This is a genomic window from Myxococcus sp. CA033 (assembly GCF_013336625.1).
GTDB classification, from domain to species: Bacteria; Myxococcota; Myxococcia; order Myxococcales; family Myxococcaceae; genus Myxococcus; species Myxococcus llanfairpwllgwyngyllgogerychwyrndrobwllllantysiliogogogochensis.
In genome coordinates this window covers 94,776-108,014 of the sequence record NZ_JABUMU010000008.1, presented here as the reverse complement: position 1 = coordinate 108,014, position 13,239 = coordinate 94,776, and the positions used below count along the sequence as shown (strand labels likewise).

Genomic DNA, 13,239 nt, shown 5'->3' with positions numbered 1-13,239 from the left:
GGAGACCCAGGCGCTCCGGGCCCTTCCCTTTTCCACCAAGGCACAGGTCGTCAGCCCCACCCCAGGCCGAGCGTCCCCGGCCCACTGCTTCGCACGGAGGGAGCCACATGCACTGGGTCGTCCAGAACAACCTGTTCAACGAGCGCGGCTTCCACGACCTGGTGCAGGCTCTGGAGCGCGGAGGCATTCCCCACACCCTGGTGAAGGTGATTCCCTTCGACGGGGGCGTGGAGCCCACCGTTGACGTGACGGGGCCCGTCGTCGTCATGGGCTCGCTCAGCCTGGCGCGCTACGCGAAGGCCCGGGGATGGTCGCCGGGCGCGTTCCTCAACGAGCGGTTCGACTTTCGCGTGTGGCGCGCGCACCTGGGCGAGCACCTGTTGAACGCCGACGCGCACGTGTGCCGATTCGGCGAGGTGCCCGTGCGGGCGAAGCCGTTCTTCATCCGACCGTGCCTGGACGACAAGTCGTTCTCCGGCATGGTGACCTCATGGGAGGACTTCGAGCACTGGCGCGAGAGCGCCCTGGCGGAGCCCGCGAACACCCAGGTCACCTCGGACACGTGGGTGGTCGTCAGCGCGCTCCGGCACATCCAGAGCGAGTACCGCATGGTCGTCGTGGACGGCCGCGTCGTCACGGGCACGCGCTACAAGCTGGGGGACCGGGTCTTCTCCTCGCCGGAAGTCGAGCCGGACGTATGGACCTTCGCTCAGCGCATGGCGGACCGTTGGGGACCGGACCGGGCCTATGCGCTGGACGTCTTCGTCCACGAGCAGAAGCCCTACGTCGGGGAGATCAACACCCTCAACTCGGCGGGCTTCTACGGGTACGACGTCGGGAAGATGGTGGCAGCACTCGAAGCGATGAGCTTCTGACCTGGCTCGCGGCCACATCGGCTCGCGAGCCAGGCGCCCGGCCCTGGCTCGCTAGCGATTGCGTCCCAGGTGCTCGTGGCTGGCAACCCACTCCTCCGAGCCCAGCGTGGACGACAGGGCACACGCGAGCGACAGCTCTCCCGCGAGGACGACTCCCGCGACAATCTCCGCCAGCCGGCGCACCTTGCCGCGTCCGTAGCAGTCCATCATCTCCAGGCACTCCCGCTGCGTCGGCAGGCCCGTGCCTCCACCGTGCGTGGCCAGCACGAGCGCGGGCAGGGTGATGGACGCATAGAGGTCCCCGTCCGAAGTCTCCTCCATGTACAGGCGTCCGGCGGCGGACTCCGCCAGGGCCCCCACGTCCTGGCCCGTCGCGATGAACACCGCCGCGAGTGCATTGGCGGACTGAGAGCCGTTGTTGTGTGAGCCCGCCAGATTCGCCCCTTCCGTGGTGATGCGCTGCACCTGCACCAACTGGCGCACGTGCGTGCGCATCCGTGACAGGAGCAACTCCTTGCCGATGACCGCCTCCGCCACCACGCGCTTGCCTCGGGTCCGCAGGATGTTGAGCTGGGACGACTTCTTGTCCGTGGAGATGTTGCCATCCAGGAAGCTGGCGCGGATGGCCGGATACTGCTCCCGAATCCACAGGAGCGCGGCGAACACGGCCTTGCCCACCATGTTCTGTCCCGCCGCATCTCCCGTCGTGAAGTTGAAGCGCAGGAAGACCATCCGGCTCACCTGATAGGCGTCGATGTCCTGGAGCTTCGCCACACGGCTCGTCGACTCCGCCTGCTCGGCGATGGCCGCCTGATTCGTCCTCACCCAGGTCGTGAATTCTCGCCCGGCCTTCGCGCTCTCGAAGACGAAGACCGGCGAGCGTTGCATGGCGTCGTCCAGCACCGTGCAGACAGCCCCTCCGGACTCGTTGAGGACCTTGATGCCGCGGTTGTAGCTCGCCACCATCGCCCCCTCTGTCGTGGCCAGGGGGATGAGGTACGCGCCATGCGCATTCTCCCCCAGGATGGTGAGGGGCCCGGCGATGCCCAGCGGAACCTGGGCCACACCCGTGAAGTGCTCGCACGAGTTCCTCGCATGGCCAGCGTCGAACGAGTGGCTCGCCACATGCTCCAGCCGAGCCCCCGTCCACGCCTCCGCGTAGTCCCGCCGGCAGCGGACGATGTCCTCCGTGTAGTCATCCCCCGGACTGCGCGGGATGCGACTGTCGGGCTCCGGGTGTCCCTCCTCGATGGCCTCCGTCACATGCAGACTCACGGGGCCGTGAAGTCCACACTCCAGCTCCACCTCCACCCGGTGCTCCCCCTCCCCGAGCGGCGGAATCTCGGCGCGCAGGCACAGCGTCCTGCGCTGATCGAAGGCCACCGGGCATTCCCGCGACAGCCGCTCGCCACGCCACACGGGGCCCTCGTCCGACATCAGCACGACCTGCTCGAGCGGAACTTCCTTCCCATCCACCCGAACCACGCCGAGCCCGATGAGCCGCAGGTCCGTCAGGTGATTGCGCAGCTCGAGTTCCACCGCGCCGCGCCGATTCCTCAAGCACCGCGTCGCTCCTGGTTCGCTCCCGATACCCCTCGTCGAACTCACCACATCGCTGGCCATGACGCCCCCCAGGCCAACCAAGGCACGCTTGTTTCAAATGTCGCGCGGAGCCGGCACGACACTGCCGACTTCCCGGCAAAGCATGTTCAACGAGGCGCCTCGCCATCCAACGTGTGACAGCACCTTGCCCCGCGAGGCAGACAGGACGGGCCCGCGGGACGAGGAACATTCAACCCCGCGGGCACCGCCCGAAGCCTCAGTGCAGCCCCGTCCGGCTGACGGAGGCCGACGAAATCTGGTCATTCCACGGCCCACCCGGCACCGCGTTGACCTCGCGAATACTCGAGGACGTGGTGAAACACCGGCCCGTCTGGTTCGGGTGCTCGCACAGCGTCGCCTGATAGGGCCCCAGCACGGTGACTGAGCTCAGCGAATCATCGAAGCCAACGTCCCCCAGGAAGCCGACGTTCGACGTCAGACGGACGACGTTGCCCTCCTGCTGGATGTGCTCGTGCAGATACACCCCGTCGTAGGCCGAATAGCCCTGGACCGCATATGTGTAGTCGCCCGACGAGGTCTTGTAGCCGCGCCCGAAATCCGAATACGCCCAGTTGCCGAGCCCTCCGGGAGCGCGCTTCACCACCACGGACCAGAGCTGGAAAGGGAAGCGCGCGCTCAGCCGCGAATGGAGCTGGGAGGACCTGTCTCCCGAGCCTCCAGACAGGCTCCCGAGCTGCCCGTTCACATAGCTGGCCAGATACCCCGGCCCCACCACGCTGGTCACCGTCCGCGTTGGAAAGGCGAGGTGCGTGAAGTCATCCATCGAATCGGATTGATAGAAGGCGCCCTCGTGGTGCATCCACGCCCCCCACTCCTTCTTGAGCGCCATCACATGCCAGTTGCGCCCGGGCGCCGCGTTCTGGAGGAACGCCTGCATCCCATACCAGCGAGCCTCCGCGTCGCCACCGAGCGTGTACGCCGTATTCCTGAAGATGGCGCTGAAGTCCGCCGGCAACCCGCTGGAGGAAGGCAACAGCCGGACGTTGAGGGCCAGGATGGCGTCAATCAATCCCGCCCCCGGAAAATCCATCATCATCATGCCCGCGCGCTGCGCCCACCCGCCCACCAGGTGGTCGATGGCGTAGTCATTCACGCCCCGGTAATTGATACCCAGGATGTTGATTCCTCCCGCCACATGTAAGGGATAAGCCATGGCGGAAGAACCACTCAGGAAGTTGATGAACAGGGTGGACGGTGAACCGCCCTGGGTCCTGTCAAGGTGCGCGCGGACCTTGTTCCATTTGTCGTCGATATCCGCGAGCTGGGACACCGTCCAGTCATCCTGGAGATTCACCGCGCCCCAGGGGATGCCGTAAGTCCCTCCGGCGAAATCGTCCACAATCACAATCTTCCCGCGAACCTCTCCCAGCGTGGGCACATGCGAGCCCCGCCAGAGGTAGGGGCTGTAGGCGGGCTGGTCGCGATACCACTCGAAGGTCTGCGCGAAACCGCGCGTATTGCTCTCCTCCGTGTGTTCCCGCTTCACGCGCATCACCACCGTCTCGGAGGGGTGCGCATTGAGGAACTGGATGGTCGTCTGGAGGACATCGTCGAAGTTGACGTGCAGGTAGACGACGCCGTGGTGGATGGTGAAACGGTCACCGATGTGCCGACAACGGATGTCCAGCGCGCGGATCCCCGCGTCGAGCTGCTGGCGCAATCCCAACGACTGGGTCTGTGTCAGATCTCCACCATAAGATTGATAGGCCATGGTGTCGTGAGTCCCAGGCATGGACAGGGCGCCCAGGCCCGTCGAGCTGGGGACCCAGCTCATCCACGCGGGGTGACTCGTCTCGATACCGCCGGAGTGGTTGTAGTACCGCCCCCTCGCGAGGGCTGGAGTCGTACCGACGATGAGCCCCAGAGCCAGCAGGAGCGCCAGGGGACGAAGCCCCGCGACAGGGAAAGACAGCGTGGACATGATTGTCTCTCGTTGACGTGTGAAGGGGTGGCGGCGACATACCCTTGCCCACGAATGGGCACACCTGAGCGGGCCTGCGTGTAAAACCACCCCGAAACAGGAAAAACCATCTTATATATCAAAATCACTTGAAACACGAATAAGCCACGTGCAATGAAAGAGCCCCTTCAACAGAAAGGTCGTGCTCTTGAGAGGCAATGTCTGGAGGACGTTCTGCGCGGCGTGGGTTGGCGCCGGTCTCATGGCTTGCGGTGCGGTGCAGCCAGAAGGAGAAGCACCCAACGGGGAGGCCAAGGACGCGGATGTCCAGGCCGCGTTGGCGCGACTGCCTGGAGCCGAGGTGGTCGGACAACAGGAAGGTGTTCCGTTCCTCATTCGCGGTGAGCTGGGTCGGCTGACCGGGGCTGGCGGAGTGTCCGCGCAGCGCGCTCGCTCCGACTCCGGCGAGGAGGCTCGCGAGGCCCTGGCGGAGATCGCCTCCGCCTTCCGCCTGCGCAACGACGACCTGGTGTTCCGCCGCGCCACGGTGGACGCGCAGGGCCGCAAGCACCTGCGCTTCCGGCAGCTCGAGCAGGGCCTGCCCGTGGTGGGCAGCGAGCTGGTCCTCCACGCGGACCCGGAGGGCCTCATCTACGCGGCCAACGGCTCGGCGCGCGGTGGCTCGGCGCCTTCCGCTCGGGCGACGGTGGCCTCGGAGGCCGCTCGCACGTCCGCGCTCGCCGGAACGTCCGTCGACGGCGCGAAGGCCGAGGGTGCTCCGACGCTGGTGTACCTGCGTCCCGAGGGCACCGAGGAGCTCCGGCTGGCGTGGCAGGTGCGCCTGGTAGGCACCCGCGACGGCTTCAAGGCCGATGACCTGGTCTATGTCGACGCGCAGCGCGGCGGCGTTGTGGCCACGCATCCGCAGATCCACGAGGCGCTCAACCGCCGGGTGCACAGCGCCAACAATGGCAGCACCACGCCGGGCACCCTCCGCCGCAGCGAGGGACAGGCGGCCACGGGCGATGCCCACGTGGACATGAACTACGACCAGCTCGGCGTCACGTACAACTGCTACCAGACGCTGTTCGGCCGCGACTCGTATGACAACGCGGGCGCCGCGCTCATCAGCACCGTCCACTACGGCAGCAACTACGTGAACGCGTACTGGGACGGCACCCAGATGGTGTACGGCGACGGCGACGGCGTGAACTCCATCGAGCTGGGCAAGGACCTGGACGTCACCGTCCACGAGCTGACCCACGCGGTGACGGACACCGAGTCGGACCTCATCTACTCGGGTGAGTCCGGCGGCCTCAACGAGTCCATGTCCGACATCTTCTCCGGCGTGTGCGAGAGCTGGACGCGCAGCTGGGCCACGGACGCGGACGTGTTCATGGTGGGCGAGGACATCTGGACCCCGGGCACCGCCAACGACGCCCTGCGCTACATGGACGACCCGGCCAAGGATGGCGACTCGCTGGACTTCTACGGCGACTACTCGTCCGGCGTGGACGTGCACTACAGCTCCGGCATCAGCAACCTCGTCTTCGCCCTGCTCTCCAAGGGTGGCACGCACCCGCGTGGCAAGACGACCAATACCGTCGCCGCGATTGGCCCGGAAGCGGCCGGCCGCATCTTCTACAAGGCCAACACGGACCTCTTCACCCCGAGCACCACGTTCGAGCAGGCCAAGGCGTACACCGTCCAGGCCGCGCAGGAGCTGGGCTACAACGCCGCGACCGTCCAGGCCGTGACGGATGCATGGGTGGCCGTCGGTGTGCCGCCTCCGCCCCCGGTGACGTCGCCGCTGAGCAACGGCGTGCCGGTGACGGGCCTGTCCGGCAGCTCCGGCAACAAGAAGTACTACACGCTGGAGGTCCCCGCGGGCCGCGCCTCGCTGGTCGTCACCACCAGCGGTGGCACGGGTGACGCGGACCTGTACGTGCGCTTCGGCGCCGCGCCGAACTCCGGCACCTACGACTGCCGCCCGTACACCAGCGGCAACGCGGAGACGTGCACCATCAACAACCCGCAGGCCGGCACCTGGTACGTCATGGTCAACGCCTTCTCGGCCTACTCCGGGCTGACGCTGACGGGCACGTATTCGGGCGATGGCGGACCCGGCACGCCCACCACGGAGACGGAGTCGGGCTCGGTGACGCGCAACACGAACGTGCGCTACGGCCCCTACACCGTGGTGCCGGGCACGACGTTCAGCGTGGTGATGACGGGCACGCGCAACCCCAACCTGTACGTCCGCTTCGGCTCGCAGCCCACCACCAGCGCCTATGACTGCCGCCCCAACCTGTCGGGGGCCGCCGAGACGTGCACGCTCACCGTGCCCGCCGGGCAGACAGCGGCCCACGTCATGGTGCGCGGCGCGAGCAACCAGGCGGCGACGTACAACCTGACCATCAACTACACGACGCCGTAGCACCGGCTTCGCGCGGCACCTCACGCGGCGGGCGGCTTCCCTCGGGAGGCCGCCCGTCGTGCGCTTTCCGCCCGCTCGAAGGCAGGCGGGAGAGCGAGCGCGGGGACCGCCGGGCGGTCACTTGTCACGAAGTCGCGCCCGTTCCCATCGTGACCGCATGCTCAAGCTCGACCACTTCGGATTCGTGACCAAGGACCTGGAGAAGTGCGTGCGCTTCTACGAGGCGTGCCTCGCTCCGCTGGGGCTCAAACGCATGGAACGCGGCGACGGCTTCGCGCTGTTCGGCACCGACCCGAAGTCCCCCTTCCTATGGGTGGGCACGCTTCGACCGGAGACCTGGACGGACCAGCACGGCCCGGGGCGCAGTCCCCTCCACATGGCGTTCTCCACCACGGACCGCGCGGAGGTGGACGCGTTCCATCAGCGCGGACTGGCCGCGGGCGGCCGGGACAATGGCGCGCCCGGTCCGCGCGTCGGCGCCTACAAGTACTACGCGGCCTTCCTGCTGGACCCGGACGGCAACAACATCGAGGCGTGCGTCCGGGAGATGTGACGCTCGTAGCTCAGGGCGCCTGTCCGGACAGCACCCGCTCCAGCGCCGCCGCCTGCTCGCGCTCGTCCGCGTTGGAGCTCAGGCCCGCGCGTTGGGCATGAAGCCTTGACCGGTCCGGCTCCGTCTTCGCCAGCGCCAGCGCCAGGTCCAGGTTCGCCCGGGGGTGGTCGGGGTGGGCCTCCAGCACCGGCCCCAGTACCTGCGCCGCGCGCGCGTCCTCCCCCTTCTCCAACAGCGCAATCGCCAGGTCACACGCCGGGCCCGGCTCCGATGGGGCCTTCGCGTGGACCAGCTCCAGCAACTCCACGGCCCTCGCGCGCTCCCCCGCCAGGTCCAGCGCCCGTGACAGCGCGTGCATCACCCCCGCGTCCCCCGGGGCCTCATGCAGCGCGGCCTCCAGCAGCCGCTTCGCCTCCTTCCCATCCCCCGCCTCCAGCCGCGCCAGTCCGTCGCGATACAGGTCCGTGCCCACAAGCTCTCCTTCTCACAATGCGGTGCGTTAATCCCATTCACGCAACTTCCACCCTACAGAGTGCGACAAACCAAGAGAAGCTTTCCCCCGGGTCCTCCATGCTCGTGCGCAATCCCCCCGTCTCCTCCCGCCGTCCGGTCTCCAACAGCGCTGAGTCGCCGACCGCCGAGCGCTCCAACACGGCGGTGCCGGTCCGGCCGAACACCCAGGACACCTTCGCCCGAGGCACGAACGCCACGGAGAAGACGGCCAAGGTGGGCGCGGCGCCCGCCGGGGACCACGGCAAGCTGATGAACGAGTACCTGACGGGTGCCCGCCCGCCCCCGGCCGACTTCGAGAAGGTGATGGGCTACAAGCCCTACGCCATCCAGACGAAGCACGGTCAGCGCATGCAGGACCCGCACGGCTCCGCGTCCGCGCCCGGCAAGATTGGCCCGGACAAGGAGTTCGACCCGGCCGCGAAGACGCACGACTACGGCTATGACCTGCTGCGCTACTACGACCGCAAGGGCACGCCCCTGGCCGATGGCGCGCGCAAGGCGGCCGACGCGCTCTTCCGCAAGGACCTGTTCAACTACGCCAATGACCAGAAGGGCTTCGGCGACAAGCTGAAGTACCGGACGTGGGCGCAGATCTACGCCACCGCGGTGGAGGTCAACTCCCGCGTGCAGGGCTACGGCCCTCCGTGAGCGTGGCCCCGGGGGCGCGGCTGCTTCGCGCCCCCTGGCCTCACTGCATTCCGTAGCGCCGCAGCTTGTCGTAGAGCGTGCGCAACCCGATGCCCAGCCGCTGCGCGGCGCGCTTCCGGTTGCCACCCTCGTCCGCGATGGCCTGTTCAATCGCCATCCGCTCCAACTCCTCCAGCGTCGTGTCCGGCAGGCGCACGCCCGCCGCGGGTGTGGCCGTGGGAGCCGGAGCACTGGTGGGGTCCAGCCACAGGTGGCTCGACTCCACCACCGCGCCGTCGGCGAGGATGGCCGCGCGCTCCAGGGCATTGCGCAGCTCGCGCACGTTGCCCGGCCAGGAGAAGGACTCCAGCCTCTCCGACGCCTCCGGGGACAGCTTCAACCCGGGCCGTCCCAGCTCCTCGCCAATGCGACGCAGCAACAGCTCCGCCAGTGGACGCAGGTCCTCGCGACGCTCGCGCAGCGACGGCATCCGGATGGGGAACACCGCCAGCCGGTGGTAGAGGTCCTCGCGGAACTCGCCGTGGGCCATCATCGTCTTGAGGTCGCGGTTGGTCGCCGCCACCCAGCGCACGTCCGCCTCCAGCGTCCGGGTCCCCCCCACTCGCTCGAAGCGCCGCTCCTGGAGCACGCGCAACAGCTTGGCCTGCAGCTCCGCCTTCAGCTCGCCCACTTCGTCCAGGAAGAACGTCCCGCCCTGGGCCAGCTCGATGCGGCCGCGCCGCTGCGCCACCGCGCCGGTGAAGGCGCCCTTCTCGTGGCCGAACAGCTCGCTCTCCAGCAGCGTCTCCGTGAGGGCCGCGCAGTTCACCGCGACGAAGGGCCCCTCCGAGCGCTCACTCCACTGGTGCAGCGCCCGCGCGGCGACCTCCTTGCCCGTGCCGCTCTCGCCCACGAGCAACACCGTGGCCTGCGTGGGTGACACCTTGCGCAGCGCCTCCACCACGGGCCCCATCGACGGCGCGCCCCAGCTCAGCACCACCTCGCTGGTGGACTGACGCGCCTCCGCCTTGAAGTTCAACAGCGCGCGGCGCTCCAGCGCCCGAGCCACCGTCAGTCGCAGCTCCGCCGGACTTCCCACCGGCTTGAGGAGGTACTCGAACGCGCCGGCCTTCATCGCCGACACGGCGCTCTCCACCGATCCCACCGCGGTGAGGATGATGACCTCCACGTCCGGCTGCTCCTCGCGCACCTTGCGCAGCAGCGTCAGCCCATCCATCCCCGGCATCCGCAGGTCGGTCACCAGCAAATCCACGCCCTGCTTCGCCAGGAGCCGCGCGGCCTCCTCACCATCCGCCGCCGTCGTCACCACGTGGCCTTCGACCTCGAGCGCCTCCGCGATGAACGAGCGCACGCCCTCCTCGTCATCCGCCACCAGGATGCGCGCCATGGCTCAGGTCCCCCTCGCCGGGACGATGAGCCGGAACTCCGCGCCACCTCCGGAATGGGTCTTCGCGCTCACCGAGCCCCCGTGCAGCTCCACGATGCGGCGGGTGATGGCCAGGCCCAGGCCCACGCCCCGCAGCCGCCCGGTGACGAAGGGCTCGAAGATGCGCTCCTCGTCTCCCTTCGGAATGCCCGGCCCGTAATCCCTCACGATGAACACGAGCGACTTGCCCTCCTGGGCCACGTCCACCTCCACGCGCTGCCCGGCCGGACTCACCTGCACCGCGTTGCGCAGCACGTTCTCCAGCGCCTGCTGGAAGCGCCCAGCGTCCAGCTCCCACTGCTCGCGGCTCGGCAGGTAGTGCGCCTGCACGCTGGACTCACCCGTGGCCTCCACCGCCGCGCGCAACACCTCGTTGGGGTCCGTCCCGGTGCGCCGCAGCTCTCCGCTGCGCACGAAGGACAGCAGGTCATTCATCAGCTGCTCCAACCGCACCGCCTCACCCACGATGCGGTCCGCCTTGGGGCGCAGCACCTCGTCCCGCTCCACGCGCTCCGCGAGCAACTGAGCGTGGCCCTTGAGCGAGGCCAGCGGGTTGCGCAGCTCGTGCGCCAGCACCGCCGACATGGTGCCCAGTGCCGCCAGCCGACGGCCTCGCTCCAGCTCCGCCGCCAGGGCCTCGCGCTGCGCCAGGGAGCGCGAGAAGGCGAAGGCCAGCCCCAGGATTCCCACGCACGACACCGCCGCGATGAACAGCAGCCGCTGCGCGCGATCCGTCAACTCCAGCGCGGTGACAGGCTCGAACTCGTAGCCGATGCGCAGGTTGCGGCGCGGCTCCTGGTGCGCCGGGTCCACCGTGGGTGCCCCCCCGCTCGTCGTGACCGGGGCCTCCGGCTTCGGCTTGCGCAGTCGATGGATGAAGCGTCCCCGGCCCGCCTCGATGCGCAGCAAGGGGCCATCCTGAATCTCTCCCAGCGAGCCCTCCCCCGACGACTCCAGCACCCGCCCGTCCTCGATGATGGCCACGTAGCGCAGACCACCCTCCTGGTTCGCCGCGAGGAAGGCATCGAGCGACTGCTGGCTCGGAGGACCCGAGCCCTCTCGGAAGGCCTCCAACCCGGAGTGCATCAGGACGTTGGCCATGCCTCGCACCACCAGCGAGGACGACTCCATCGCGGACCTGCGGATGAAGAGCACCGCGGACAGAAGCACGGCGCACATGAGCCCCGCCGCGACCCACGGCATCCACGGACCACGCGGCCTCCAACGGGACGCGCCGCTCATCGACGATGACCCCGCTCGGGGTGAATCCCACTCCATGAGATGCCTCCGCTCGCTGCGAACTCTGCATGCACGGTGCGGAATCCGCACTCCCTTCTCGCACGGCGTGACGCCACGCGGGCTCCCCATTGCCTGGTTGCTGTCGAGCCCATGCGGTTCTCCCGAGGGTTGGCGCGGCGCACAGGCCGCTGGAGCGCAGTCCGAGCAGGAGGCGACACGCGTCACACCCACCCGTCCCGGCCTCCTTGTGCAAGCACGAGGCCCACGTCTCGCCAGGGGCCCACGAAGCCTCGCCCCCACGCGGCCCTCACGCCGCGCGACATGACCGATGGAGGCCCTCGCGGACCGCATGCGGAATCCGCACTCGGACGGCGCTTCTCGCAGCGCTCGCGCGGGTTTCCCCTGAGGTTTCAATGTGTTGAAAACTGGCAAGGCGCATGCAGTCACCCTGCTTCGGAACCGCCGGACGCGCCAGAAGCGCACCGGCCTTCAACGGGACATGGCTGCGATGACGATGCTCAAGAGAGCGTGGTTCAAGAGACGGCCCCACCGGATGACGGCGCTGACGCTGGGCCTCCTCGGCCTGGTGGCGACGCCAGGATTGGGCGCGGCGCAGACGCCCACCCGGGCTCCCGGCACGGAGCAGAACGGCGCCGCCCAGACACAGAAGGCTCCGGCCGACGCGCCCACCCAGGAAACGACGAAGAAGGACGCAGCCGCGCCGGTTCAGGGAACTCCCCAGGCCCCAGACAGCGCGCCGGTCCAGAGCCTCACGGCCCAGGCAGAAGAGCCCCAGGGCGTGACTGTCACGCTCGAGGAGGCCATCGCGCGTGCTCTCAAGGCGAATCCGCAGGTGGTGCAGGCGGAGGGCACCGTCACCAACGCGGCGTCGGCGGAGCTCAGCGCGGTGGGCGCCTACCTCCCTTCCCTCTCGGCGAACGCGACGGGCTCGCTCTCCAGCAGTGATCGCATCGTGCCCGATACAGGCACCGTCGTCTCCGGTTCCAACGACACGTACAGCGCGGGCCTGTCCACGTCGTGGAACGTCTTCACCGGTGGCCAGCGCAGCGCCACGCGCAAGCAGACCCGCGCGCAGTCCGGTGCGGCCGGGGCACAGCTCACCGCGCAGCGCGCCAGCGCGGTGCTCGACGTGGAGCGCGCCTTCTACGAGGTGCTCCGGGCGACGGGCCTGGAAGAAGTGGCGCGCTCGCGCATCGAGCGGGCCAAGCAGAACGAAGACGCGGCGGAGCGGCGGCTGGCGGTGGGCTCGGCGACGCGCTCCGACCTGCTGCGGGCGCGGCTGGACCACACCACGGCCCTGGAGGCGCTGCGCACGGCGGAGACCCAGCGCACCTCGGCGGCCCTGTCGCTGGGACGCCTCATCGGCGCGGACGGTCCGGCGCAGGCCCAGGCCGACGGGAACCTGGGCCCCAAGCCGTTCACCCTCACCGAGGCCGCGCTCATCACGGAGCTGGAATCCAACGCCCCCGCGGTGCTCGCCGCGGCCTCCACGCTGCGCGCCTCCGAAGCGGGCGTGAGCGTGGCGAAGGCGACCTACCTGCCGTCCGTTCGCCTGTCCGCCGGCTACGACTGGTTCAACCAGGACGCGAGCTTCAACGGAGGCAAGACGAGCTGGTCGGTGCGCCTGGGCCTCTCCTACCCCATCTTCGACGGCTTCCTGCGCGAGGAGCGGGTGCAGCGCGCCAGGACGCAGGAAGTCGTGTCCCAGGCGCAGCTCGCGGACACGCGGCGCGCGGTGAGGTCAGGGGCCAGCCAGGCGTTGGCTCAACTGCGCCTCTCCGCGGACCGCATCACCCTGTCCGAGCAGTCCGTGGAGGTGGCGCGCGAGGACCTCAAGGTGCAGGAAGAGCGCTACCGTCTGGGCGCGACGACCATCCTGGAGCTGCTGACGTCGCAGGAGAACCTGGTCCAGGCGGAGATCAACCTCGTGTCCTCTCGCTTCGACTACCGCATCGCACGCGCCGAACTGGAAGCGCTCGCCGGGAGGCCGCTGTGAGCATCGCC

10 protein-coding genes are annotated in these 13,239 nt (G+C 68.8%); 5 read left to right on the top strand and 5 right to left on the bottom strand.

Annotated features, from left to right (window positions below):
• Positions 1 to 107 precede the first annotated feature (107 nt).
• Positions 108 to 875, top strand: coding sequence for an ATP-grasp domain-containing protein (locus tag HUA78_RS21180; RefSeq protein ID WP_174477018.1), 768 nt, complete (start codon positions 108 to 110; stop codon positions 873 to 875).
• A gap of 51 nt (positions 876 to 926) precedes the next feature.
• Here the strand turns inward: HUA78_RS21180 and HUA78_RS21175 are convergent, their stop codons facing one another.
• Positions 927 to 2,435: a hydroxymethylglutaryl-CoA reductase gene (locus HUA78_RS21175; RefSeq protein ID WP_254623821.1), complete on the bottom strand. Its 1,509-nt coding sequence runs from the start codon at positions 2,433 to 2,435 to the stop codon at positions 927 to 929.
• Between the two features lie 259 nt (positions 2,436 to 2,694).
• Positions 2,695 to 4,419, bottom strand: coding sequence for a phosphatidylinositol-specific phospholipase C (locus HUA78_RS21170; RefSeq protein WP_174477016.1), 1,725 nt, complete (start codon positions 4,417 to 4,419; stop codon positions 2,695 to 2,697).
• A 256-nt stretch (positions 4,420 to 4,675) separates the two neighbouring features.
• On the opposite strand from HUA78_RS21170, the gene HUA78_RS21165 reads away from it, so the two are divergent.
• Positions 4,676 to 6,835, top strand: coding sequence for a M4 family metallopeptidase (locus HUA78_RS21165; RefSeq protein ID WP_371745621.1), 2,160 nt, complete (start codon positions 4,676 to 4,678; stop codon positions 6,833 to 6,835).
• A gap of 157 nt (positions 6,836 to 6,992) precedes the next feature.
• Positions 6,993 to 7,388: a VOC family protein gene (locus tag HUA78_RS21160; RefSeq protein ID WP_174462427.1), complete on the top strand. Its 396-nt coding sequence runs from the start codon at positions 6,993 to 6,995 to the stop codon at positions 7,386 to 7,388.
• Between the two features lie 10 nt (positions 7,389 to 7,398).
• Here the strand turns inward: HUA78_RS21160 and HUA78_RS21155 are convergent, their stop codons facing one another.
• On the bottom strand, positions 7,399 to 7,860 hold the full coding sequence (locus tag HUA78_RS21155; protein ID WP_174477014.1) for a tetratricopeptide repeat protein: 462 nt from the start codon (positions 7,858 to 7,860) through the stop codon (positions 7,399 to 7,401).
• A gap of 98 nt (positions 7,861 to 7,958) precedes the next feature.
• Here HUA78_RS21155 and HUA78_RS21150 point away from each other — a divergent pair, with 98 nt between their 5' ends.
• Positions 7,959 to 8,549 carry a hypothetical protein gene (locus HUA78_RS21150; protein WP_174466405.1) on the top strand — a complete coding sequence of 197 codons (591 nt, stop codon included), beginning with the start codon at positions 7,959 to 7,961 and terminating at the stop codon, positions 8,547 to 8,549.
• A 40-nt stretch (positions 8,550 to 8,589) separates the two neighbouring features.
• Here the strand turns inward: HUA78_RS21150 and HUA78_RS21145 are convergent, their stop codons facing one another.
• Positions 8,590 to 9,936 (bottom strand): sigma-54 dependent transcriptional regulator, encoded by a 1,347-nt coding sequence (locus HUA78_RS21145; protein WP_174477013.1) that lies wholly within the window; start codon positions 9,934 to 9,936, stop codon positions 8,590 to 8,592.
• A 3-nt stretch (positions 9,937 to 9,939) separates the two neighbouring features.
• A complete protein-coding gene (locus HUA78_RS21140) occupies positions 9,940 to 11,154 on the bottom strand; it encodes a sensor histidine kinase KdpD (protein ID WP_254623820.1) in 1,215 nt (404 codons plus the stop codon).
• Between the two features lie 568 nt (positions 11,155 to 11,722).
• Between HUA78_RS21140 and HUA78_RS21135 the strand changes: the two genes are divergently transcribed.
• Positions 11,723 to 13,231, top strand: coding sequence for a TolC family protein (locus HUA78_RS21135; protein WP_254623819.1), 1,509 nt, complete (start codon positions 11,723 to 11,725; stop codon positions 13,229 to 13,231).
• Positions 13,232 to 13,239 lie beyond the last annotated feature (8 nt).